24 protein-coding genes are annotated in these 24904 nt (G+C 43.1%); 10 read left to right on the top strand and 14 right to left on the bottom strand.

From position 1 onward, the window contains the following. Nucleotides 1-68 precede the first annotated feature (68 nt). From infB to ACFSYC_RS07645, 6 genes are all read right to left on the bottom strand, one after another. A complete protein-coding gene (gene infB / locus ACFSYC_RS07670; protein WP_377125255.1) occupies nucleotides 69-3071 on the bottom strand; it encodes a translation initiation factor IF-2 in 3003 nt (1000 codons plus the stop codon). A 61-nt stretch (nucleotides 3072-3132) separates the two neighbouring features. Beyond that, nucleotides 3133-4368 carry a transcription termination factor NusA gene (nusA, locus tag ACFSYC_RS07665; RefSeq protein WP_377125252.1) on the bottom strand — a complete coding sequence of 412 codons (1236 nt, stop codon included), beginning with the start codon at nucleotides 4366-4368 and terminating at the stop codon, nucleotides 3133-3135. Between the two features lie 4 nt (nucleotides 4369-4372). After that, complete coding sequence (locus ACFSYC_RS07660) at nucleotides 4373-4843, bottom strand: ribosome maturation factor RimP (RefSeq protein WP_377125653.1); 471 nt, start codon at nucleotides 4841-4843, stop codon at nucleotides 4373-4375. A gap of 134 nt (nucleotides 4844-4977) precedes the next feature. Beyond that, a complete protein-coding gene (locus ACFSYC_RS07655; RefSeq protein WP_377125249.1) occupies nucleotides 4978-5421 on the bottom strand; it encodes a hypothetical protein in 444 nt (147 codons plus the stop codon). Next, a complete protein-coding gene (locus tag ACFSYC_RS07650; RefSeq protein ID WP_377125246.1) occupies nucleotides 5421-7661 on the bottom strand; it encodes a GH92 family glycosyl hydrolase in 2241 nt (746 codons plus the stop codon). The genes ACFSYC_RS07655 and ACFSYC_RS07650 overlap by 1 nt, the downstream gene beginning before the upstream one ends. A gap of 159 nt (nucleotides 7662-7820) precedes the next feature. Next, nucleotides 7821-10238, bottom strand: a complete 2418-nt coding sequence (locus tag ACFSYC_RS07645) for a S9 family peptidase (RefSeq protein WP_377125243.1) — start codon at nucleotides 10236-10238, stop codon at nucleotides 7821-7823. A 41-nt stretch (nucleotides 10239-10279) separates the two neighbouring features. Between ACFSYC_RS07645 and ACFSYC_RS07640 the strand changes: the two genes are divergently transcribed. Both ACFSYC_RS07640 and ACFSYC_RS07635 read left to right on the top strand, forming a co-directional pair. Then, complete coding sequence (locus tag ACFSYC_RS07640) at nucleotides 10280-10825, top strand: GNAT family N-acetyltransferase (RefSeq protein WP_377125240.1); 546 nt, start codon at nucleotides 10280-10282, stop codon at nucleotides 10823-10825. Nucleotides 10826-10843: 18 nt separating this feature from the next. Beyond that, entirely contained in the window at nucleotides 10844-12349 is a 1506-nt protein-coding gene (locus ACFSYC_RS07635; protein WP_377125237.1) for an NAD(P)H-hydrate dehydratase, read from the top strand. A gap of 128 nt (nucleotides 12350-12477) precedes the next feature. Here ACFSYC_RS07635 and ACFSYC_RS07630 read toward each other — a convergent pair whose 3' ends face one another. The 3 genes from ACFSYC_RS07630 to lipA are packed head-to-tail and all read right to left on the bottom strand — an operon-like array spanning nucleotide 12478 to nucleotide 14789. Beyond that, entirely contained in the window at nucleotides 12478-13431 is a 954-nt protein-coding gene (locus ACFSYC_RS07630; RefSeq protein WP_377125235.1) for an anti-sigma factor, read from the bottom strand. After that, complete coding sequence (locus ACFSYC_RS07625; RefSeq protein ID WP_377125232.1) at nucleotides 13337-13885, bottom strand: RNA polymerase sigma factor; 549 nt, start codon at nucleotides 13883-13885, stop codon at nucleotides 13337-13339. Before ACFSYC_RS07625 ends, ACFSYC_RS07630 begins: the two co-directional genes overlap by 95 nt. A 25-nt stretch (nucleotides 13886-13910) precedes the next feature. Beyond that, complete coding sequence (gene lipA, locus ACFSYC_RS07620) at nucleotides 13911-14789, bottom strand: lipoyl synthase (RefSeq protein ID WP_377125229.1); 879 nt, start codon at nucleotides 14787-14789, stop codon at nucleotides 13911-13913. 147 nt (nucleotides 14790-14936) lie between these two features. Between lipA and ACFSYC_RS07615 the strand changes: the two genes are divergently transcribed. Further along, a complete protein-coding gene (locus ACFSYC_RS07615; protein ID WP_377125226.1) occupies nucleotides 14937-15338 on the top strand; it encodes an OsmC family protein in 402 nt (133 codons plus the stop codon). A 136-nt stretch (nucleotides 15339-15474) separates the two neighbouring features. Here ACFSYC_RS07615 and ytxJ read toward each other — a convergent pair whose 3' ends face one another. The 3 genes from ytxJ to ACFSYC_RS07600 form a co-directional block, all read right to left on the bottom strand. After that, on the bottom strand, nucleotides 15475-15804 hold the full coding sequence (ytxJ, locus tag ACFSYC_RS07610; RefSeq protein WP_377125224.1) for a bacillithiol system redox-active protein YtxJ: 330 nt from the start codon (nucleotides 15802-15804) through the stop codon (nucleotides 15475-15477). 228 nt (nucleotides 15805-16032) lie between these two features. Beyond that, complete coding sequence (ribH, locus tag ACFSYC_RS07605; RefSeq protein WP_377125221.1) at nucleotides 16033-16527, bottom strand: 6,7-dimethyl-8-ribityllumazine synthase; 495 nt, start codon at nucleotides 16525-16527, stop codon at nucleotides 16033-16035. Nucleotides 16528-16614: 87 nt separating this feature from the next. After that, complete coding sequence (locus tag ACFSYC_RS07600; protein ID WP_377125218.1) at nucleotides 16615-17292, bottom strand: tetratricopeptide repeat protein; 678 nt, start codon at nucleotides 17290-17292, stop codon at nucleotides 16615-16617. 147 nt (nucleotides 17293-17439) lie between these two features. Between ACFSYC_RS07600 and recF the strand changes: the two genes are divergently transcribed. Beyond that, nucleotides 17440-18540 carry a DNA replication/repair protein RecF gene (gene recF / locus ACFSYC_RS07595; protein WP_377125215.1) on the top strand — a complete coding sequence of 367 codons (1101 nt, stop codon included), beginning with the start codon at nucleotides 17440-17442 and terminating at the stop codon, nucleotides 18538-18540. Further along, the gene (locus tag ACFSYC_RS07590) at nucleotides 18533-18823 is read left to right on the top strand and encodes a DUF721 domain-containing protein (RefSeq protein WP_377125212.1); all 291 of its coding nucleotides are present in this window, start codon (nucleotides 18533-18535) and stop codon (nucleotides 18821-18823) included. Before recF ends, ACFSYC_RS07590 begins: the two co-directional genes overlap by 8 nt. Here the strand turns inward: ACFSYC_RS07590 and ACFSYC_RS07585 are convergent. Together ACFSYC_RS07585 and ACFSYC_RS07580 are read right to left on the bottom strand one after the other, a co-directional pair. Continuing rightward, nucleotides 18810-19007, bottom strand: a complete 198-nt coding sequence (locus ACFSYC_RS07585; RefSeq protein ID WP_377125209.1) for a hypothetical protein — start codon at nucleotides 19005-19007, stop codon at nucleotides 18810-18812. The genes ACFSYC_RS07590 and ACFSYC_RS07585 overlap by 14 nt on opposite strands. Before the next feature lie 176 nt (nucleotides 19008-19183). Further along, nucleotides 19184-19603 carry a nucleoside-diphosphate kinase gene (locus ACFSYC_RS07580; protein ID WP_377125206.1) on the bottom strand — a complete coding sequence of 140 codons (420 nt, stop codon included), beginning with the start codon at nucleotides 19601-19603 and terminating at the stop codon, nucleotides 19184-19186. 171 nt (nucleotides 19604-19774) lie between these two features. Between ACFSYC_RS07580 and ACFSYC_RS07575 the strand changes: the two genes are divergently transcribed. From ACFSYC_RS07575 to ACFSYC_RS07555, 5 genes are read left to right on the top strand one after another with little or no spacing between them, the layout of a single operon-like run. Continuing rightward, entirely contained in the window at nucleotides 19775-20785 is a 1011-nt protein-coding gene (locus tag ACFSYC_RS07575; RefSeq protein ID WP_377125203.1) for a DHH family phosphoesterase, read from the top strand. Between the two features lie 7 nt (nucleotides 20786-20792). After that, on the top strand, nucleotides 20793-21728 hold the full coding sequence (locus tag ACFSYC_RS07570; RefSeq protein WP_377125200.1) for an FKBP-type peptidyl-prolyl cis-trans isomerase: 936 nt from the start codon (nucleotides 20793-20795) through the stop codon (nucleotides 21726-21728). Between the two features lie 54 nt (nucleotides 21729-21782). Further along, nucleotides 21783-22799: an FKBP-type peptidyl-prolyl cis-trans isomerase gene (locus tag ACFSYC_RS07565; protein ID WP_377125197.1), complete on the top strand. Its 1017-nt coding sequence runs from the start codon at nucleotides 21783-21785 to the stop codon at nucleotides 22797-22799. Between the two features lie 50 nt (nucleotides 22800-22849). Then, the gene (locus ACFSYC_RS07560; protein WP_377125194.1) at nucleotides 22850-23617 is read left to right on the top strand and encodes a TatD family hydrolase; all 768 of its coding nucleotides are present in this window, start codon (nucleotides 22850-22852) and stop codon (nucleotides 23615-23617) included. Nucleotides 23618-23650: 33 nt separating this feature from the next. Further along, entirely contained in the window at nucleotides 23651-24670 is a 1020-nt protein-coding gene (locus ACFSYC_RS07555) for an asparaginase (RefSeq protein ID WP_377125191.1), read from the top strand. Nucleotides 24671-24904 lie beyond the last annotated feature (234 nt).

The raw sequence follows: 24904 nt of genomic DNA, 5'->3' as shown, positions 1-24904 counted from the left end.
AAACTAAAAAGGCTCATCGATTACCGATGAGCCTTTCTTTTTATTTTAAAAGCGTTGCCGCTTTTTACTTATGTTAATTTACGTTTTACTTCAACGTTTTCGTAAGCTTCAACAATGTCACCTACTTCAATGTTGTTAAAGTTTTGAATGTTCAAACCGCATTCGTAGTTGGCATTAACTTCTTTAACATCATCTTTATAACGTTTCAGTGATGCCAGTTCGCCGGTGTAGATCACCACACCCTCGCGGATGATACGGATCTTGCTGTTACGGTTTATCTTACCGTCTAACACCATACAACCTGCAATGGTACCAACCTTGCTAATTTTAAAGGTCTCGCGGATCTCAACATTAGCAACAATCTTCTCTTCAAACGTTGGTGCCAACATACCTTCCATCGCCGCTTTGATCTCGTTGATCGCGTCGTAGATGATCGAGTAAAGGCGAATGTCGATCTGTTCAGCCTCAGCCAATTTACGCGCACCGCCTGATGGGCGTACCTGGAAACCGATAATGATCGCATCAGAAGCAGATGCTAACAATACGTCAGACTCTGATATCTGGCCAACACCTTTTGATATAACGTTAACCTGTATTTGCTCGGTAGATAGTTTCAATAATGAATCCGATAAGGCTTCGATAGATCCATCCACATCACCTTTAACAATGATGTTAAGCTCTTTAAAGTTACCAACTGCCAAACGACGGCCAATCTCATCAAGTGTGATATGTTTCTGTGTACGTAAGCCTTGTTCGCGTTGTAATTGCATACGTTTGGTAGCAATTTCACGTGCTTCAACCTCGGTTTCTAATACGTTAAATTTATCACCGGCGGTAGGTGCGCCCTGCATACCTAACACCTGTACAGGTGTAGATGGGCCTGCAGCCTCAACCCTTTGGCCGCGCTCATTAGTTAACGCTTTAACACGCCCACTATAGCAACCTGCCAATATCGGATCGCCCACTTTTAGGGTACCTGCTTGTACCAATATGGTAGTTACAATACCGCGGCCTTTATCTAAAGCAGCCTCAATAACAGTACCAACAGCACGTTTATTAGGGTTAGCTTTAAGCTCAAGCAATTCGGCTTCTAACAATACCTTCTCTAACAACAACTCAATATTTAAACCGCTTTTTGCTGATATTTCTTGTGTTTGATATTTACCACCCCACTCTTCAACCAAAATATTCATGGCTGATAGTTGCTCGCGCACTTTGTCTGCGTTAGCGCCCGGGCGGTCCATTTTGTTAAAGGCAAATATGATAGGTGCACCTGCGGCCTGCGCATGGTTAATAGCCTCTTTAGTTTGAGGCATCACGCTATCATCCGCAGCAATAACAATAATAACTATATCTGTTACCTGTGCACCCCTTGCACGCATAGCGGTAAACGCCTCGTGACCCGGAGTATCCAGGAATGTAATTTTACCTTTATTGTCCGGCAGGGTTACCTCGTAAGCACCAATGTGCTGGGTTATACCACCTGCTTCGCCACCTATAACGTTGGTTTTACGGATAAAGTCAAGCAACGATGTTTTACCATGATCTACGTGACCCATAATGGTTACGATAGGTGCACGTGGGATAAGCGTTTCCGGTTCGTCGGGCTGATCAAGGATAAACTCCTCATCTTGTGGTTTTACAAACTCAATCTGATAGCCAAACTCATCGGCCACAATGCTTAAAGTTTCGGCATCCAGACGCTGGTTGATAGACACAAACAAGCCAAGGCTCATACAGGTTGATATGATCTGCGTAACAGATGCATCCATCATTATAGCTAACTCATTAGCCGTAACAAACTCTGTAACCTTTAGCACTTTTGATTGTGCATCTTGCTCCATTGCCAATTCATCGGCATTTGCAGCAACATCATCACGTTTTTGACGACGGAATTTAGCACGCTGAGCAAATTTGCCAGACTTACCTGCGCCGCTTAAGCGTGCAAGTGTAGCCTTAATTTGATCCTGGATATCTTTTTCTGTTGGCTCCTCTTTAGGGCCGCTAGCCGGAGCATTACGGTTAAAGTTGTTATTTGGACGATTGCCCTGGTAACCACCGCCGGTATTTGGACGATTGCCCTGGTAACCACCACCCGGGCGACTCACACCGCCCTGGTTGTTGCCACCTTGCTGACCACCTTGACCACCACCAGGATTAGTACCCTGTTGGTTTGGCGCACCGCCTGGCTGACCCTGACCAGGGCCATCTTTACGTTTACGCTTACGCTTATGATCAGCGTTTGTATTTGATGATGACGCTACCGGGTTACGTTTTGGCGTAACCGGTAAGGTAATTTTACCAATAATGTTAGGGCCGCTTAAACGCTCCGCTTTAGCTCTTATAACACCAGAATCGCTACCGTCTTCGGCTGGTGCAGTTGCAGGAGCCTGTGCAGCAGGAGGAGTAGCTGGGGTTATGATTGGCGCCGGTGCCACAGGGGCAGCCGCAGCGGGTTTAACTTCTTCGGCCTTTGGCGCTTCTGGCGCAGCTTCTTTTTTAGGCTCGGCCACAGCAACCGGCTCCGGTGCTTTAGGTTCCTGTTTAGGCTCAACTTTCGGCGCTACAGGCTCAGCAGCTTTCGGAGCTTCCTCTTTAGCTTTTTCGGCCGGTTTAGCGTGTAAGTTGTCAAGGTCTATTTTACCTACAACTTTAACACCCGGACGGCTGTCCGCAGTAGCCGGCTCGTCGGCTTTTACAGGTTCGGCCACTGGTTCTGGCTTCGGTTTCTCAACCGGAGCAGGTGGCGGAGTAAAGTTACCAGCGTTTTTTATCAGGATTTCCTCGTTCTCAAAATCGCGTGAACGACGTGTCTCAACCGGCTTTTCAGGGGTTACAGGCATTTCGTCCTTGCGTATTTTACCGATGCTGATCTGCTTGGCTTCTTCTTTAATACTCTTGTCGGCAGCAAACTCCTTTAACAAAGCGCCGTACATGTCGCTATCAAGCTTAGCCATAGGTTGTTTTTCAACTTTAAAACCTTTGCCAGCCAAAAAGTCGACAATGGTACCCATACCAATGTTAAGCTCTTTTACTGCTTTTATTAATTTTATTGATTTGTCTTCTGACATTTATTGTGTTTTCTTTCCTGCTATTTATGCAAAAATACGATTTTAATTTGCTTAATTTTTTTTATTCAAATTCTGCCTGTAATACTGACAGTACCTCTTTTACGGTCTCTTCTTCCAAATCGGTACGTTTCATCAATTCGCCAACAGATAGCGCTAAAACAGATTTTGCTGTATCTAAACCAATACGTTTAAATTCATCCAATATCCAGCTATCAATTTCGTCAGAAAATTCTTCTATGTCTACATCCTCGTCATGCTCATCAGCTTCACGGTAAACATCAATTTCATATCCCGTCAATTTACCTGCCAATTTAATGTTATGGCCACCACGACCGATAGCTAATGATACCTGATCTGGCTTTAAGTATACTGCAGCAGTTTTTTTCTCATCGTCTAATTTAATAGAAGTGATTTTAGCCGGCGATAAAGCGCGTTGTATATATAACTGGATATTATTGGTATAATTTATAACATCAATATTTTCATTCTTCAGTTCGCGAACGATACCATGAATACGTGATCCTTTCATACCCACGCAAGCACCTACCGGATCTATACGATCATCATAAGACTCAACTGCTACTTTAGCACGTTCGCCCGGTTCACGAACGATTTTTTTGATAGTGATCAAACCATCAAAAATCTCTGGCACTTCAAGTTCAAACAAACGTTGTAAAAACTCAGGAGCTGTACGTGATATAATAATTTTAGGATTAGCATTCAACATATCTACTTTATGTACAATAGCTTTTACACTATCGCCTTTCTTAAAGTAATCGGCAGGAATTTGCTCTGTTTTTGGCAATAAAAGCTCATTACCTTCATCATCTAAAACCAAAGTTTCTTTTTTCCATACCTGGTAAACCTCACCGGTAACAATCTCGCCAACGCGGTCTTTATATTTTTTAAAGATCTCGTCTTTTTCAAGTTCAAGGATCTTTGAAACCAATGTTTGACGGGCAGCTAATATAGCACGACGACCAAAGCTTTCTAAGGTGATCAACTCTACGTAGTCATCGCCAACCTCCAGGTCCGGGTCTAATTTCTTAGCGTCAGCTAATTCAATTTCCAGATCGTCATCCTCACTAAAGCCATCCTCCATTACTACACGCGTGCGCCAAATCTCTAAGTCACCGTTGTCGGTGTTTACAATTACGTCGCAGTTTTCGTCGTTACCGTATTTTTTACGGATCATACTTCTAAAAACGTCTTCCAACACACTCATCATCGTCGGGCGATCGATGTTTTTAAAGTCTTTAAACTCCTGGAAAGAGTCAATTAAATTAATATTGCTCATTTGCTTACTTAAATGAAATTGTAACTTTTGTTTCTGCTATCTGATCAAGCGGTATAACGCTTTCCATCAACTCGGCTTTTTTGCCTTTTTGTTTTATTATTTCGTTTATCATAACAGCGTCTTGTGTAATTGCTGTTAAGGTACCTTCTTTTTTACTTCCGTCTGCCAGTTTAATAGCCAGGTCTCTGCCTATATTTTTGGTGTACTGGCGGGTTTGCACCAAAGGCATATCAATACCCGGCGATGAAACTTCAAGATTGTAGGCGGTTTCTATAACATTTTCTTCCTCAAGCTTAAAGCCAACGTAGCGGCTAATAGCCACACACTCTGCAATGCCTATACCATTATCGCCATCAACCAAAATAATAAGCTTGCCGTTGCTGTGTAGTTTGGCACTTACCAAAAACAAGTCCGGACGCTCTATTTCAGCTATCTTTTCTTCAACCAGTTCAACAACCCTTTTTTCAATATTCATGTAACCCTTTTCGCTCTCTTTTTTTCCAGCTGATACCATCAACGGGAATGATTGGTAAACTAAAAGAGGGGGCAAATGGCCCCCTCGTTAGTTATTAAATGCAAATATAGTTACAAAAGTTAAAAAATCAAAGTTTATGGCTTAAAAATCAAATCAGTATAATGCAATTGCCCTTTAGATGTGTTGCCTTTTATGTATTGCCACAAGGTTTTGTTACCACTATAATTATAGAAGCGTGCAAAATATACCTGTTGTGCTGTAAATGCTGTATCCGGCGTAAAAACCAGCCCCCCATCTTTAACCAGGTATTTCCCGGGCTGTATGGGTTGATAATCTTTCATATCAGTGTCCGCCGGCATGCGATAAATGGCCAACAGGCTCTGCCAGTTTTTAACAGAGTCGCGATCAATATCATTTAATATTGCAGCATCAATTCCGGTTATAGTTACAGCGTGATTGTCGGCATATTTAACTTGTATAGCGTTTACAACTGGTTGCGGGTTACAGCCCGCCATGAATGCCAACAGTAAAATACAGGCGCATCGTTTAAAATTATCAGCCGGCCTTTTATAAAACATTATTTTGTATAAATGTCTAAAGCTTTACCCTTACTTATATCATCCTGATTAACAAACCACCCTTTAAGAGGCTGTCCACCGATGTTGATCTTACTTATATTTTTCCCGCTGCCTTTTTTATTAATGGTAAACGTTTTACCGTTGCCAAGCTGCATTTCTACCTTGTCGAAAATAGGCACCGATACGATATATTCAGGGTCTGCCGGCGAATACGGGTATATCCCCATTGCATTTAACACATACCATCCTGTTAACGACCCATAATCGTCCATTCCCGCCAATGCAAGACCTTCAGGACCCATTCCGAAATAATCTGACAACAACTTAGTAAGTATGGCCTGCGATTTTTCTGGTTTGTTAATGAAGTAATACAAGTAAGGCGAAGTAAAGCCCGGCTGGTTACCCATACAAAACTGACCCATAAAAACCGATAAATTATCCTTGGCATAACCTCCCCATTTTTCAGAGAAAAGCGAATCCACTTTAAGTTCGAAGGCTTTAGGGCTTTTGTAAAGTGCTATAAGTCCCTTGGTATCTTGTGGTACAAAGAATGATGCCTGCCAGGCATTTGCCTCGCGGTACATATATTCGTAGTAAGGATAGCTGGGATTGAAAGGCGTAACCCATGATCCGTCTGCAAGGCGGCCTCTCATAAACCCGGTTTTAGCATCAAATACCTGCTTGTAGTTTTGACTACGTTTCATCATAGTATTAAATGTCTGATTATCGCCCAAAACTTTAGCCAGTTTTGCTACGGAATAATCTGAATAAGCAAACTCAAGCGTTTTAGTGGCTCCCGCGGTAGATACCGTTTCGGTTGTTGCATTCGGGATATTTACTTCGGGCACATATCCAAGTTTTAAATACTGGGCATTGTGCGGCCTTGGGCCCCTGATACCATCGCTGGTAGCGGTATTGGCGTTGTTAAGCATTAAGCGATAAGCTTTCTGCACATCATAATCTCTTACACCGCGCGCATAGGCCCCTGCAATATAGGATGAAGCGAAATCACCGTGAAAAGAAGTAGGCAGAAATCCAGAACGCTCTCCGCTAAGGATCATAGACTTAATAATATTGTTGCTTACATCAGGCTGCAGTAGATCCATAACCACCAACTGTGTACGGAAAACATCCCAGATTGCCGGGCTTGCATAGGTTTCAAAGCCTACAACTGTATCCCTCGGTGCAGCATCACCTGCATTTTGGCGCCTGCCGCCACCGCCAAGTGCTATTTTACCATCGGCATCGCTGGTTACACTGGGCACACAAAACTGCCTGTAAAGGCAAGAGTAGAACATCGTTTTTTGTTTATCTGTTCCGCCGGTAACCTTTACTTTGTTAAGGGTTTTCTCCCAAATCGCGTCAGCTTCTTTATAAACCTGATCAAAGGTTTTATTTGCTATTTCTGTATCATAGTTACGTTTTGCGCCCTCTGCGCTAACGCGCGACAATGCAATTTTAATTTCTAACGGTTTGTCAGACGGCTCAAAGCTAATAACCGGCACATCAATGTTGCCTGTTATTTTGCGCTGCCCGCCTGCACCCTGGCCGCTACGCGGGACGCCAGGCTGATTTGGATTCCGGTTGTTGATATCAATGCTTTTGATCTTATGATTTATCACCGCATAAAAGTATAAGCCACCCTGTTTGCCAACCACTATGTTATCGCCGGCTTTGTTAAGCTCCCAGGTACTGCTGCCACCGCCAGCGTGTACAAGATCAAACGCCAGTTTTTTTTCTTTGCCACCTGTATAGGTGTATCTATGATACGCGACTCTTTTAGTGGCGGTGAGTTCTGCTTTGATTTTATAGCGATCAAGCATTACCTCGTAATAACCCGGACGTACTTTTTCTGTGGCATGACTGAAAGTCGATTCAAAATCATCAGCTGTAAAACTGCTTCCTTCCAATGGCATAATTGGGATATTAAGATCCCCCCAATGGTTTCCGCTGGTTTGAGCAATGGCTTTGATAGTTTTTACTTCGTACTCGTAACCACTACCACTGCCATAGGTAGTAACCGGCACAACCTGTACCATGCCGTGCGGAAGCGTAGCACCCGGCCCGGTAAGGCCATTCCACGTGCGCCACGGCGGATCATAACCAAGCAGAGCCGGGTCAGTTAAAACCGTTGTACCCATCAATGGATTAACGTAACTTGTAAGGCGGGCTTTTGTCTGCGCGTACGAAAGGGCGGGCAAAGCAATTACAGCCCAAACAAGATTTCTTATTTTTTTCATAATTATTATAAAACTAAGCTATATTCGGTTTATAGATTGGTTAATCTTTAAGTAGATAAAACTACTAAAAAGAAAAGGCCGGAAACCTAATAGTAACAATAATTCTACGCAAACGAGAAGCAATACAACCGCCCGCGAAAGGGGCGATACTTTGACATATTACTTTTTCAGCGTTTGCTCAAACAGTTTATAAATACGCTTATACTCGTCGGTCCAGCTGCTGGGTTGTACAAAGCCATGATCTTCTACGGGATAGGATGCCAGTTCCCAGTTCTCTTTGTGCAGTTCAATCAGTTTTTGTGTAAGGCGAATGATGTCCTGGTAATTTACGTTCACATCAACCATACCGTGCAGCATTAACAAATTACCCTTTAAGCCATTGGCAAAATAAATAGGCGAGCTTTGGCGATAAGCTTTCTCATCGTTAAATGGCTCATTTAAAATGGCAGCGGTATAACCGTGGTTATAATGCGCCCAGTCTGTTACCGACCGGATAGCGCCACCCGCCGCGAACACGTCAGGCTCGGTAAACATAGCCATCAGCGTAATAAAACCACCGTATGAGCCACCGTATAAGCCAACATGTTTTGGGTTAACGCCATACTTATCCACTAATAATTTAACGCCGTCTACCTGATCTGTCAAGTCTTTGCCGCCCATGTGTCTATATATGGCTGTGCGCCAGTCGCGGCCATAACCTGCACTACCCGAGTAGTCGATATCGAGTACCGTATACCCGTTATCAGCCAGCATATTATGAAACATATACTCGCGGAAGTAAGTGCTCCACCAGTAATGCGCGTTTTGCAGGTAGCCTGCGCCATGCACAAACACCAGGGCCGGTTTAGCCGGATCTGCTTTTTTAGGCTGATACAGGCGTGCGTATACATCGCCGCCATAACGGTTTTTGTAGGATATCACCTCCGGCTCGCGCCATGGGTACGACTTAAATTCTTCTGTAATAGAATTGGTGACCTGCGCCGGTGTAGCACCGGCTTTATTAGCTTGTATATAAAGCTCGCCCGGTTTATTTGAGTATGAATAGTTGATGGCCAGCCACTTCTCATCAGGCGATAAGGCTACCACATTGCCACCTTTCATACTGGTTAATTTTACTGGTGTGCCACCGCTAACGGGCACCCGGTAAAAGTGGGTTATACCCGGATGATCTATATTAGCTGTAAAGTAAAAGCTCTTTTTATCGTTAGATAATTGCAGGGTTTGCACTTCCCACTTGCCGTCGGTGATCTGCTTTTTAGCGCCTGTCGATAGATCCACAACATAAATGTGCGCGTAACCCGTAGCTTCTGTTTGGTAGTACAGATGTGTGTTGTCAAGCCAACCCAGGGTGCGCGCTCCCGGGCCACCTACCCAGGCATCGTTATGCTCACGGTCAATTAGGGTTAAGTTGCCGGTGACCGCATCAAGCTTCATTATCCAGCGGTCCTTATTGTCCTGTGCGTTTACTACCACAACTGCATACTTGCCGTCCTCGCTCCATAATGGCGCACGCATAGCTACCTTGCGGTCTTCATTGCGTTTTGTACGTGCTTCAAGTTCTTTGGGGTAATCTTTAAAATAAGCCGGGATGTCTTTTATCCCCGGGATCCCCTTGATAGCTATCTTGTAAACAGTATCGCGCTGCCGGTCAAAAATAAACGACTCAGACGTTGCCAGTGATGCGCCAACCTTGGTACGTCCCGGGATATCCTCTGTAAAACCTGATGCGGTTACATAATTAGGCACAATAGTATTCTTTGCATCGGCAGCCCGTTTGCTCAGCGTGTAGGTTACATAACGCCCGTCCGGGCTAAGCGCGACGCCATTTACAGACTGATCGCCTATGCCTATCTCTCTTAATCTTTTGGCTTCAGGGGCCTTAAGTTCGGCCGCGTCAAGCTTGCGGTCCTTATCTTTTACTTTAATGATATCAAATAGCTCCAGTTGCTGCTCTTTCAGCCAGCGCTCCTGCTCGTTACCAGCGGTAGTTGTTGTGCGGCCTGACGACGCTTCGGCTTGTATACCGCCACGTCTACCGGCGGTTGCTGCTACCGGCTGTGGCGATGCACCAGCGGCAGGATGAGTAAAATTGGTGATCTGCACCAGTTCGCCACTGTTTAGTTTTAGGGTAAACAAATTCTCGCCCCGCATAAATAGCACCTTGCTTTCATCGCCACTAAAGCTTGGGTTGGCTTCGCGCTCAACAGTGTTGGTTAGTTGCAGTATTTTGCCGGTTTTAGCGTCAGAAACAAAAAGGTCTCCGCTCTTCTCATATAGCTTGATGGTGTGCTTTTTGTTCCACTCACCATCAGCAGGAAACTTAAACTGATCAGCCTTGCTTACCAATACCGGTTTGATGTTAGCGGGAGTTATGGCAAACAGTTCGTCGCGCTCTGTTTTATTGGGGTTCCAGTTAAAATAGAGGTTTTTGCTGTCTTCGCTCCAACGGATATTTGATGGGGCCACGCCAATCCATTTTGGATCGCGCATGATCTTTTCTATAGTCAGGGTTTCCAGTTGTTGCGCCAGGGCAACGCTGCAAAACGTGATGAGAATGAGGGTAAAACGTAGTTTCATAAATTGCAATGAGTATCAGTTGAGGTAATTATACTAAATTTATGACTGCTATTAAAATGGAACTACAAGGAAACGGCTTTACACTCAGAAACTGGCAATTGACTGATGCCCCGGCCCTGCAAAAGCATGCAGACAACGTCAACATAGCGCTGTGTTTGCTCGATCGCTTCCCATCGCCCTATACTTTAGCTAATGCCGGGTTTTTCATAAACCTAAAAATAAATGAAAACCCTGCAACCAACTTCCCGATTGTGATTGACGGTGAGGTTTGCGGCGTTGTGGGCATTGATAACTTTGGCGAGGATGAACCATTGATTGGTTATTGGCTAAGCGAACAATATTGGGGCAAAGGTATTGTTACCGGGGCTGTAATATTATTTACAGATTACGCCTTAAAAATCCTTGGCATAAGTCAGCTTAATGCGCATGTGTCGGGGCGAAACATGGCATCTATGCGGGTGCTTCAAAAGGCCGGCTACATCAAGGCCGAAGTACTGAAAGATAACCTCTTTTTACGGGGCGAGTTATTAGACAAACATGTGTATACGCACATCGCCCAAAAAACAATTACAAAACAAAAGGTATAAAGCTTAAATTTATACTATATGCTACCACTACTTACTGCCCAACAAATCCGACAGGCGGATGCCCATACTGTTATCACCGAGCCTATAAGTTCTGTAAATCTAATGGAGCGGGCGTCTAAGGCATTTGTAGGATGGTTTATCAATCATTTTCAGGACAAAGATCTAACCATCGCTGTTTACTGTGGCACTGGCAATAATGGCGGCGATGGATTAGCTATAGCCCGTATGTTGTATGACCATAGGTATCTTAACATCGATGTTAAAATAGCCCGCTTTTCTGACAATGCTACCGAGGACTTTAATACTAATCTTGACCGTATTAAAAACATGGGCCTTGATTTGCACGAACTAAAACGGGATGGGGTTTTACCTGCAGAAAACGCAAGCATCCTGATAGATGCGCTATTGGGCAGCGGCCTTAATAAACCGCTAAGCGGCGATTATGAGCAACTGGCACAACATATTAATGCGCTTAACAAAACTGTAGTTGCGGTTGATGTGCCTACCGGGTTTTTGCCTGATGGAGAAATGGCAGCAGATGCCACGGTTGTTAAGGCTGACCTGGTTATTACTTTTCAGCAGCCTAAGCTAAACTTCCTGCTGCCTGAGTCGGCGCCGCATATTAATTGCTGGGAGGTAGTGAATATTGGCCTTGATGAAGGCTTTGTCCAATCGCTTGAGTCGTCCTATCAATTTGTGAGCGAAAAGGATATCAAATCTATTTTAAAACCACGTAAACGCTTTAGTAACAAAGGCACTTACGGCCACGCGCTCATTATAGCGGGGCAAGCCAAAACTATGGGGGCTGCTTTGTTGAGCAGCGCCGGAAGTGCGTATGCCGGCGCGGGGTTAACTACCGCTTGCATACCCGAAAGTGGCCTCACTGCTTTAAATACCTATTTGCCCGAATTGATGGCGATAATTAGAAAAGAAGGTGCCTTGCCAGATGTAAACTGGGAGCAGTTTACAGCAATAGCCATAGGCCCCGGCCTCGGCAAAGACACGGCAGCGCTCAATTTGCTTACCGCCGTGTTTGAGAATTATAACAAACCCATAGTAGTTGATGCCGACGCGCTGAACCTGCTGGCCGAAAACACATCCCTTTGGCAAAACGTACCAGAGGGCACCATACTTACACCACATATGAAAGAGTTTGACCGCCTGTTTGGCAAACATAACAACTGGTGGCAGCGTTTGCAAACGGCTACAAAGATGGCAGCTAAGCATCATATCTGTATCGTACTTAAAAATGATTATACTATGGTGGCTACACCTGATGGTAAAGCATATTTTAATTCAACAAGTAATGCGGCAATGGCAACAGGGGGGATGGGAGATGTTTTGACGGGAATTATAACATCGTTATTAGCACAAAAATATTCGCCGCAGGATGCCTGCATTGCCGGGGTGTATTTACATGGCAAAGCTGGCGATGAGCTTGCCACGCCTAACCGTATGAATGTTGTATTACCAGGCCGCCTGGCACAACAACTGCCTTTAACCATGGCAAAATTAACGGCATAAAAAAAACGGCCGCAAGTATTATACGGCCGTTTAAATTTACTTATTAACTGATCTTATAAAGAACGAATACTTCTGGTTTTATATAAGACGTCGGTATTTTGTATTCGTTACAACGAAAATGATTTTTGTTATAGATTTTTTGTTGCAGGTGTTTCAAACTGGCCAATAATCATCATTTCGCTCATGGTAGGGTTAACACTGCCCCCCCTCGGCTCGCGGGTTACCGCAAAGGCCTGAGCACTGGCAATTGATTTCATTTCCTGCATGGTTACGGTATCGCCTGCAATTTTATCAAATACACCTAAATCAACCGGTTTTCCGTTAACCAATGCCCATAACTGGTATTGGTGATCCTTATCGTTGACCGGCATATCTAATGACTTCAGGTCTATCATCACCTTTTGTTTAGCCGGGCTCCAGGCCACTAATAAGCTACCGGTTGGTAAATTATCAGTCCCTTTTAACCGAATGACTTTGTAACTGCTGTCTCTAAATACACCCAGCTCGTTATCCATGTAGTCAACTGTTTTACTAAATTTTTGATTTTGTAAAGATGCGGCCACTAAGGCAGCGTCTTTTTCTTCCAATTTATTGTTCAGTCCGTAAATAGCAACTATACTACCAAGCAACAAGGCTACACTGGCAGCAAATGCATATTTATAAAAGTTGGTTGTATTTGATGCCGCTAATGGTAATTCAACAACGGTTGCTTCGGTGTTTTTAGTCTTAAAGGTATTGTCGTCGGCAAGGTTGGTAACCAGGCTGTTCAATATTTTAGTACGCTGATGAGCCGATGGCTCCATAGCATTAACTGATGCATACATTTCAAGCGCCTTCTCCACTTCATTTAACTCTGCTTTTACAGCAGGGTGTTCTTGAACCATGGCTTCAACCTGCTCCCTTTCGGCAGCAGTAATGTCTCCCAGAACATAAAGTTCAAGGATACCAGATTCAATAAATGCTTTTACGTCTTCCACTTTTTCGGCTTCAATTAAAGTTCTTCCTGAGTTGGATAATTGCCATACGTAACCGGGTTTTAATGGTGCCCAGCGGAATGCCGAGTTCATCCGCAGCCTCAACATGGGTATAACCTTTAAAATAAACCAGATCAAGTATCGACTTTTGTTCGGGTTTAAGCTTCTGTACCAGCTCTTTTATACCCATTAACTCAGGCTTGTAAACAGTGTTTCTTTGTTCGTCAATGAAAGTTACGTTATTTTCAAGCTCTTGGTTTTTACTATTGTTTTTAAAATCTTTAGATCTTAATTTATCTATAGAAAGGTTGCGCGCTATGTTTACCATCCAGGTAAATAAGCGGCCCTTATCGGCACTATAACTCGAGAAAGAGTGCCATATTTTTACAAAAGTTTCCTGCAATAGGTCTTCAGCAGTAGCTTCGTCAATTACAATACGCGAGATAACACCAAACAGCGATGCCGAGTACATATCGTACAAAGCCTCGACAGCAATTTTTTCGCGGTTCTGCAACGCAGCAACCAGCTCTTCTTCTGTTAGGGTTATTTTTTTCTTACTCACAAGTGGTGAAGATATAAATCAAATGTTAGATTTCAAACAAGTGTTTTTCAGCATGATAAGATGACCGTACCAACGGACCGCTCTCGACATACTTAAAACCCTTATCTAACCCAATTTGTTTGTAAAAAGCAAATTGATCCGGATGTATCCAGTCAACCACCGGGTGGTGGCTGCGTGTTGGTTGTAAATATTGGCCCAGGGTCAATATATGTACACCAGCGGCCAGCAGGTCATCCATAGCCTCTAAAACATCTTCTTCCTTCTCGCCCAAGCCCAACATTATGCCCGATTTAGTGCGTAAGCCTTCGGCTGATACCTGTTTCAAGGCCTCAAGGCTCCGATCGTATTTGGCTTGTATCCGCACCTCTTTGGTAAGGCGGCGCACAGTTTCTAAATTATGCGATACTACCTCAGGGCGGGTCTCCAGCACGCGGGCCAGGTTATCCCATTGGCCCCTAAAATCAGGCAGCAGGGTTTCTAAAGTAGTTTCAGGGCTTTCTCTGCGAATAGCGTTAATAGTTTCGGCCCAGATAATAGAACCACCATCTTTCAAATCGTCACGGTCAACCGATGTAATAACACAGTGTTTAACCTGCATCAGCTTTACCGACATTGCCACACGGTTTGGTTCGTCCATATCAACTGCCAATGGGCGGCCGGTTGCGACAGCACAAAAAGAGCACGACCGGGTGCAAATATTGCCCAGGATCATAAAAGTAGCTGTGCCTGCGCCCCAGCACTCGCCCATGTTAGGGCAGTTGCCGCTCTCGCAAATGGTATGCAGCTTATGCGTATCAACCAAGCCACGTACATGCGCATACTCTTTCCCCACTGGAAGCCTAACCCTAAGCCAATCTGGCTTACGCTGCTTCTGTTCAACTGGAACTACCGGCAATTCGATCATAAAGCAAAAGTAGGTAAAAAGCAGCTAATCAAATAAACTGCCCCAATAAATATTACAGTGGATTGATAGAGCTAAAGCTGATAAAGATTTTAAATTTGCAAGAAGTATAAATCCGAAATCGAAATTCGACATCGAAATAAAAACATCATGGCAACTATACACACCACTTACCTTGGCGGCTTACGCACCGAGGCTACACACCTACAATCAGGAACAAAGATTATTACTGACGCACCTACCGATAATAAAGGTAAAGGCGAGGCATTTTCGCCAACAGATCTATTGGCCGAATCATTAGCCGGCTGCATGCTAACCACTATGGCCATTGCCGCCGATGCGCACGGGATTGAAATGGAAGGCACCGAATGCGAGGTTACCAAAGTTATGGCTGCCAGCCCGCGCCGCGTGGCAGAGGTGATCACCACCTTTAAATTCCCGAAAGAATATACCGATAAGGAAAAAGAAATATTAAGTAGAGCCGCCCTGGGCTGCCCTGTGGCGGTAAGCCTGCACCCTGATGTAATAAAGACGGTGGATTTTGGTTTTTAAAGATTGGTGATTAAAGAGCCGTCTTGTCGCTCTTAAAAATAAAGGCTTAGCAATATCATTTTGCTAAGCCTTTTATATATAATAACTGGTTTTGGGCCTAACAGGCCCAATCTTTAACTTTAATCAATAAACTTTATCAGCTTATTTCCAACAACGCCTCTTCAATAGAGATTTGCCCGTGCGATTGATCAAGGATACACTCGCCGTTTTTAATCAGCAATAGCTGCGGCGACTCATGATGCACCTGGAATAGCTGTGCTACCTGGCCTGAAATTTCGCGGTACTGTATAAGGTCCAAAAAATATAGCGGCATTTCCTTCGGAAGATTATCCCAATCTAACTCAAACCGCCTTTTAGCCATCATACTGATAGAGCAGCGGGTGCTATGCTTAAAAATTAAACTGTAGCCTGGTTGTTGTTTGATATCGTTCAGCTGTTCTGCTGATTGTAGTTGTATCCACGTCATATTTACAAAGGTAAGAATGCTTAAAGCGTTCTAAGTAATTACAACGTCAAACGTTTGTTTGTTTTAGCCAACTGCAATATTAGCGGCGGCCTTTAGGGTAAGAAGCGTAAGCAGGGCAAATTTTGCTAGAGCATGATGAAACCATACTGCCTAAAGTTAATGCCATGAATGCTATAAATATTCCTCTTTTCATTGTCCTGATATCTGTAATATATACTTTAACGGAAATTACCCCTGTAAAGTTTTAGCAAGGTCGGCCATTTTGATAGCTGTTATTGCTGCCTCATCGCCTTTGTTGCCATGTTTGCCACCCGCCCGGTCCAAAGCCTGCTGCTGGTTATCGGTAGTTAACACACCAAATATAACCGGTTTTGAATGTTTAATACTAACATTGCTCACGCCATTCGCTACAGCATCGCATATAAAATCAAAATGCCTTGTTTCTCCCTGTATAACGCAGCCAAGGCAAATTATTGCATCAAAGTTTTTATATTTCAGTAACAACTCAGCACCGGCTGTTAATTCAAAGCTGCCTGGAACAGGATATGTTTCGATATTCTCGGCAGAAGCACCGTTTGCTATTAAGCTGTTGTAAGCGCCCTGGTATAATGCATTGGTAATCTCGGCATTCCACTCGGCTACTACAATGCCAAATTTGTATGGCGCTGCCGAAGGTATTTCTGTCTGAGAAAAATCTGAGAGGTTTTTTAGCAGGGTAGCCATTTGGTGTGGGGGTGTTAAAGATTGAAGATTAAAGATTAGTTTGCTTAGCGCCTAACTGATCTTTAATCTTTAATCACCGGTCTTTTATTACAATTTCGCTTCTAAACGTGCGATGTACTCGTCAATGCTCTGCGCTTCGGTGCTGGTACCGTAATCGTTTTTGATGCTTTTGTAAGCGTCTAAAGCCGATTTGTTATCGTTTTGAGCTTCGTAAACCAAGCCTAATTTTTTAAGGTAAAAAGGCGACAAGAAGCTATTGCTTGCTTTATCGACAGCTTTTTTAAAGTAAGTAGCAGCATTGCTATAGTCTTTTAACTCAACGTAAGCGTCGCCTGTATTACCAAAAGCTTCGGCAGCAACCATAAAATCGTCACCACGGTAGTTGTTCAGGTTGTCAATAGCTTTGCGGTATTCGCCTTTATTTAAGTACGCAACACCTAAATAATAGGCTGCAAGGTTAGCCGCTTTGGTGTTACTGTAACCGTTAATGATCTTTTCAAACCCAGGATAGCCCGCATCGCCTTTAATAGCTTTGTCCCATTCTTTTCTGGCCCAAAAATCCTGAGCAACATGCATTTGATCAGTTGCTTTTGACTCCCTTGGCGCTAAATATAGTTTTTGGTAAAGCACGTAAATCAATATCATAGCTACTATAGCGGTAGCGATAAAGATTAAGCTTTTCTGGTTGTCGCGCGTAAATTTACTTACCTGTACAAGTCCTTCTTCTTTGTTCTGTACAGTTGTAGTCTCCTGGTTTATTGACATTTCTATTCTAATATAAATTAAAGGCTGCAAAACTACATTATTTAAAAAGTTTTATCAATACCTTTTTATTTTAATCGGCAGCTGCATTTTTTTAATGACGAATAACGCCTTAAACCAACCGTCTAATTACTAAATTTGAGCCGCGATATGTACCTGAAACAGCTATCTGTAATCAATTTTAAAAACTACGACGAGGCAGAAATGACCTTCAGCGAAGGCGTCAACGCGTTTTTGGGGAACAATGGCGCCGGCAAAACCAATTTGCTTGACGCCATACATTACTTGTCGTTATGTAAAAGTTATTTTAACCCAATTGATAGCCAGCAGATAAAGCAAGGCGCCGATTTTTTCATCATTACGGGCAGCTTTGACAAAAACGAGCAGAACGAAGCTGTTGCCTGCTCGGTTAAACGTAACCAGAAGAAGCAGTTTAAGCGTAACAAAAAAGACTACCAGCGCCTGGCAGACCATATAGGCCTGCTGCCCCTGGTAATGGTATCGCCGTATGATATCAGTATCATTATAGAGGGTAGCGAAGAGCGGCGAAAGTTTATTGATAATGTGATATCGCAAACCGATAATCATTATTTGGATGAACTGATTATCTATAATAAGGTATTGGCTAACCGCAACGCCCTGCTAAAGCAAATTGCCGACACAGGCCGCTATGACCCTACCCTGCTAGAGATCATGGATGATCAGCTTATTGCATCGGGGACACGGATATTTGAAAAACGCCGTGCTTTTATGGATACCTTCACAACCGTATTTAACCAGCATTACCGTTTTATAAGCGATGAAGCCGAGCAGGTAGAGTTGGTGTATGAGTCGCAGTTACTGAATGATAACTTTGCCGCGCTACTTAAACGAACTTTAGAGAAAGACCGCATACTGGAACGCACCACCGCAGGCATACATAAAGATGAATTGCAGTTTACCATCCACGGCATGCCGATGAAAAAATTTGGCTCGCAGGGGCAGCAAAAATCTTTCCTGATTGCGCTTAAGCTGGCACAGTATAGTTTTCTTACGCAGCAAAAAGGCTTTAAGCCGCTGCTGTTGCTTGATGATATTTTTGATAAGCTTGATGACCTGCGCGTTACCAAACTAATGCAAATGGTATCAAACAATAATTTTGGACAGGTATTTATAACCGACACCAGCCCGGGAAGGGTACAAAATGTATTTAACAACATTAACGTACCTGTACGGGTATTTCAAGTAAAAGAAGGGGCTATTGATGCGTAAAGCAAACGACAAAACACTTAAAGAAGCCCTGGAGCAAATGATGCAGGTTTATAAAATCAAGCGTAAATTTGACGAGACGGGTATTATAGCGCATTGGCCCGAGCTAGTAGGCAAATCGGTTGCTAACCGTACTAAAGAATTATTTATCCACGACAAAAAACTATACCTGCGTATAGAGTCATCTGTAATAAAAAACGAATTGATGATGATCCGGTTACAAATTATTCAAAAGGTGAATAATGAAGCTAAGACCGATTTGATAACGGATATTATCTTCCTCTAGCCCAACGCACAGTAGGCCTTCTGTAAAGATCGTCTCTGATAATGGAGTACGCAAGCAGGGTGATGCCCGGCGTTAAAAATGCTAACTGAACTTCTGGCGGATGGTGAACAAAAAACAAGGCATGAACCAGCACCACTACGCCTACTAAAAGTATGTAAAGCAACATTCTGAGGATGGGTTTCATATCTATTTATTTTAAATACGCCTGGTGTACAACTACTATCGGCCTGCACATTTACACCGTATCTTGGTGTAAATCTATCAATTAAATAACTAGCCTGCAAGCTTTAAACAAAAAAATTCTTAAAAACTTCGATAAAATCGAAACTTTTAAGAATCCACTTTCGTATAAGTAAAGTTTTAAACTCTATCGAAAGCCGAGAAGAAGAAATTGCCTTCAATTTCAGCATTTTCGTCAGAGTCTGACCCGTGTACCGCATTTGCATCAATTGATTTTGCGAACAGGTTACGAATGGTGCCTGCCTCAGCTTTAGTAGGGTCAGTAGCGCCAATTAGTTTACGATAATCCTCAATAGCGTTATCCTTCTCTAAGATAGCAGCTACTATAGGGCCTGATGTCATAAATTTAACCAGGTCTGCATAAAAACCACGCTCTTTATGTACCGCGTAAAACTCGCCTGCCTTGTCGGCACTTAAAGCTGTAAGTTTTAACGCTACTATTTTAAAGCCGCTTTTGGTTATCTTATCCAAAATTGCACCGATGTGGCCATTGCCAACAGCATCGGGCTTAATCATTGTAAATGTTCTATTGCTTGCCATTTTTCGCTTTTCTTTGGGCTAATTGCAGGCTTTTCTGCACATTAATTTTTATCCCTGTAAATAATGGGGCAAAAGTATGGTTTTGTTGCCGAACCTTAAAGCTTTTTTATTTTAATTATGAACGCTTTAAATATTTATTTACATAGCTTTGCAACTCTTTTTTAAAAACTGATGTTAGATATCGCGTCGCTTAAAAACCTGTTAAACCAACCAAAAAAAATCGTTATCACTACGCATCATAAGCCAGATGGCGATGCTATGGGTTCGTCGTTGGGTTTGTATAACTATTTAATACAACAGGGCCACCACACCACCGTTATTACGCCTTCAGACTATCCCGATTTTTTAACGTGGATGCCCGGCAACGAAGAAGTGGTAATTTATACAGATAATAAAGAACGCTCAGCACAATTAATTGCCGAAGCTGATATCGTTTTTTGCCTCGACTTTAACAACCTAAGCCGCATTAACGAAATGGGCGAGCTGGTTAGAGCGGCCGACGCAAAAAAGATCATGATTGACCATCACCTGGAGCCAGAGGATTTTGACGACTATCGTCATTGGGACATCAATGCCTGCGCGGCAGCACAACTAGTACATAGCTTTATTACCGATATACTTGACAATAAAAAGCTAATAAATAAAGATGTGGCTACTTGCCTTTATACCGGTATCATGACAGATTCGGGCTCGTTTAGGTTGCCTAACACCACATCATCCGTTCACCGCGTTATTGCCGATCTGATTGATGCCGGCGCGGTTAACTATCGTATACATGAGTTGGTTTATAACAGCGCATCAGAAAACCGCCTGCGCTTTTTGGGCCATTGCCTAAGCAGCTGCCTGGAGATACTGCCAGAATTTAATACCGCATTAATTGTTGTAAACAAACAAGATCTGCAAAAGTATGACGTTAATACCGGCGACACCGAAGGTATAGTTAACTATGCATTATCAATTGCCAGTATACGTTTAGCAGCCTTTATAGTTGAGCGCGATGATAAAGTCAAACTTTCATTAAGATCTAAAGGAGATTTTCCTGCAAATGAGATTTGTAAATTGTACTTTAGCGGCGGCGGTCACAGAAATGCTGCCGGCGGGCAATCATCAGCAAGCTTGCAAGAGGTTGTTAATCAGTTAAAACAAATTTTACCCGAATACAAAAAATTACTAATTCAATAAATTTAAAATGAAAAAAAATCTGATGTTTTTAGCACTTGCCGCTATTGGACTGGCAAGCTGTAATGGTGGATACAAGAAGGGAAATAACGGCATGTTATATAATATATATACCGAAAAATCAGGCCCTAGAATTAAAGAAGGCGATTTTGTTTTAGCCAACCTGGTTATTAAAAATGATGCTGACTCAGTTTTATTAAGTACTTATGAGCAAGGCCGCCCAAGCCCAATGGTATTACCTAAAGCACAATTTAAAGGTGATATTTACGAAGCAATAACTTTATTGACTGAAGGTGATAGCGCAAGCATTAAATTATCTGCTGACAGCATTTTCAAAACAGCTCAACGCCCGCCAAACTTTAAAGGCAAATCTGTTATTTACGATTTAAAAATTGTAAAAGTTATACCTAAAGGCACTATGACGGATCAGGTATTTCAATCAACAGTTACCAAATACATGTCTGACATGACCGAGGCTGAAAAAACTAAAGAGCCTGTTAAAATCAAAAGATATATTGACGAGCAAAAATTGAATGTAACTAAAACAGACTCTGGTTTATACTATGCTATTACCAAAGCTGGTTCGGGCCCTAACATTGCGGTTGGCGACACTGCCGTTATTAACTACACCGGCCATTTAATAAATGGTAAAGTATTTGACTCAAGTGTTAAAGACGAAGCTGTTAAAGCTAAATTACCGGGTGCAGATCAGCGCCCGTTTGCACCTATCCGTGTTGCGGTTGGTCAAAGAGCTGTTATTGCAGGTTGGGATCAAGGTTTACAATTGTTAAACAAAGGTGCTAAAGCTACTTTTGTAATACCATCAACCCTGGGTTATGGCGCACAAGGTGCAGGCCCGATAGCTGGCTATACGCCAATTGTATTTGATGTTGAAGTGATTGACATTGTTAAACCATCTGCAGCACCTGTTACTGCAAAAAAATAATTGTTAACTTAAAATTATACAGCCTTCCTTATTTTAAGGAAGGCTTTTTTAATTATGAAAAAATATCTTTTTTATATTTTGCTAACAGCTTTTGCTGTTAAGGCCGACGCGCAGGACGGATTTCAGAAATCAGCCAGAGGGGTGCGTTTTAAAATTATCACCAATAACCCGGGGCCAAGGATTAAAGAAAATGAAGTGGTTACCTTTAACCTTACTCAACGTAATGATAAAGACTCTTTATTAAACAGCACTTATAAAATGGGTGCCCCTGCCCAGGCTCAGGTAAAGGGCACAGAAGACATGATGGCGATATTCCCGCTGTTAACTGTTAAAGACAGTGTTTGGATAAAAGTACCTACCGACACACTGTTTGCAGGCCGGGAAGCAGACCGCCCTTCCTTTTTCGCTAAAGGCAGCGACCTTAATATCTATATAAAAGTTGAGCGCGTGCAATCAATGGAAGAGGCAATGGCCGAGGCAACGGCCGCCCGAGCAAAAGCAGAAGCAGAAGCTAAAGAAATTGGCGCCAAAGCAGAAGCAGAAGAGAGCGGTGCTTTAACAAAGTATATTGCTGACAAAAGCCTTGTTTTAGCCACTACAGCCTCGGGCTTAAAATATAAGATCACTAAACAAGGAACCGGCCTGAAACCGGCACCCGGCGACAGCGTTTTTGTAAACTACACCGGCCGTACCCTTGAGGGTAAGGTATTTGACTCAAGCGTTGAAGCCGATGCAAAGGCAGCAGGATTGCAGCAACCCGGCCGTAATTACGAGCCTATTGCATTCCCGGTTGGCCAGGGCGCTGTGATACAAGGTTGGGATGAAGGCCTGTTATTATTAAACGCAGGCACAAAAGCTACATTTGTAATACCATCAAAACTGGCTTATGGCGCTAACGCGGCCGGGCCGGAAATTAAAGCATTTAGTCCGTTGGTATTTGATGTGGAGCTGGTAAAGGTTAAAAAAGCAAAGGCAGTAAAACCGATAGCTAAGAAAACCACAGCTAAGAAGCCGGCAGTTAAAACAAGCACTGTCAAAAAAACAACGACAGTTACCAAAAAGAAACAATAGCATGAAGAAAGCCTTTCGGATAAACCGGAAGGCTTTTTTACTTTTGTAGCATGATATTGACAGACACGCATACCCACCTATACTATCAGGACGATAACGAGAAACGCGCCGCACTGGTGCAGCGTTGTGTAGATAGCAACATTACGCGCCTGTTTTTGCCTAATGTTGATGTTGACTCAATAGCGCAGATAAACCGGCTGGTGGCAGAGTATCCGGACATGTGTTACCCTATGCTGGGCATGCATCCCTGCTCTGTAAAAGAGGATTGGGAAGCAGAAATAGCCATCATACGCGACAGCAAAAAAGACAGTACGATATATGCCATTGGCGAGATAGGTATTGACCTTTATTGGGACAAAACAACCCTTGATATACAAGTACAAGCCTTTAAGCAGCAAATTGCCTGGGCTAAAGAATTAAAACTACCCATAGTGATACACTGCCGCGAAGCTTTTAATGAGGTGTTTGCAGTTTTAGAAGAAGAAAAAGACGCTGATCTGTTCGGAATTTTCCATTGTTTTACCGGTAATGCCGAGCAGGCTCAACGCGCTATCGACCTGGGTTTTTACTTAGGCATAGGCGGCGTAGTGACTTATAAGAATGGCGGACTTGACAAAATATTACCCCAGTTTGATTTAAGCCATATCGTTTTAGAAACTGATTCTCCGTATCTTTCCCCCGTTCCGCACAGAGGTAAACCTAATGAGAGTTCTTATTTAACTTATATTGCTCAAAAGGTGGCAGACATATATCAAACCGATATACAAACCGTTGCCGAAGTTACTACCGCTAACTCAAAACAGGTTTTTGGAGTGTAAGGAACAAACTTATTTACCACTAATACCATTTCAATGAGCCAGATACTTATCATCTATACCGGTGGTACCATAGGCATGATGACCGATCCTGTTACCAAAACGCTTAAACCTATCAACTTTGAGCAGATAATGGATAACGTACCCGAACTGGAGAAACTTAATTGCAAGATCAAAGTTCACTCGTTCGAAGAGATCATCGACTCATCAAACATGAACCCCGAGATTTGGAGCCAGCTGGCCGGTTTAATCGAGTCGCATTATGACGAGGTAGATGGGTTTGTTATCCTGCATGGTTCTGATACCATGTCGTACACCGCATCGGCCTTGAGCTTTATGCTCGAGAATTTGGCTAAACCCGTGATCTTTACCGGTTCTCAACTACCAATCAGCGCTATCCGCACCGATGCTAAGGAGAACCTGATGACGGCTATTGAGATAGCGAAATCTAAGAAGAATGACCGTGCGCGGGTACCAGAAGTTTGTATCTATTTTGATTATAAACTTTTTAGGGGCAACCGCTCTTTTAAATATAATTCATCAAAATTTGAAGCTTTCCGCTCGCCTAACTATCCTATTTTGGCCGAGTCGGGCGTACACCTGCGCTTCAGCGTAAACGATATCAGGCAGCCTGTGGACGCGCCATTAACCCTGCATAAAAATCTGGTAAACGACGTATCTGTACTAAAGCTTTATCCGGGCATTAGCCCAAAGGTGGTTGAGGCCGTAGTAAATGCCCCGGTGCGCGGCATAGTAATGGAAAGCTTCGGCGCCGGCAATACCACCACCGACCAATGGTTTACCGACTTGCTTAAAAACGCCATTGATAGCGGCAAAGTGATACTGGATATATCGCAATGTAAAGTAGGCACCGTTGAGCTGGGCCGTTACGATACCAGCAAACAATTAAAAGATATAGGCGTAACCAACGGTTACGACATGACCTTTGAAGCTGCGGTTACCAAAATGATGTACTTGCTTGGCCAGCACGACGATGCTAATGAGGTTAGACGACTGTTAGAAGTCGATCTGCGTGGCGAGTTAACGGTATCGTAAGCTTCAAAAGTGTGTATGTTTCATGCGTGTGTGACACAGATGAAACAAGTGAAACAAGATTTTTGGTTAGTACTCTGATAATCAATTCTATGCGAAAATGCAGTGAAACAAGATGAAACAAGATTTTTTTGTAACCTATGACCCGTCCTGAAAAAAGTTTACACTATTGGTTGTTAATACTGGTGTTAGTTTACACTTTAAAGTTAGTACTAAAATAGGTTTACACAATTACGG

This window comes from Mucilaginibacter antarcticus, from assembly GCF_042686155.1.
GTDB classification, from domain to species: Bacteria; Bacteroidota; Bacteroidia; order Sphingobacteriales; family Sphingobacteriaceae; genus Mucilaginibacter; species Mucilaginibacter antarcticus.
The sequence above is the reverse complement of the archived record's forward strand: the minus strand, read 5'-3'. Positions and strand labels throughout refer to the sequence as shown.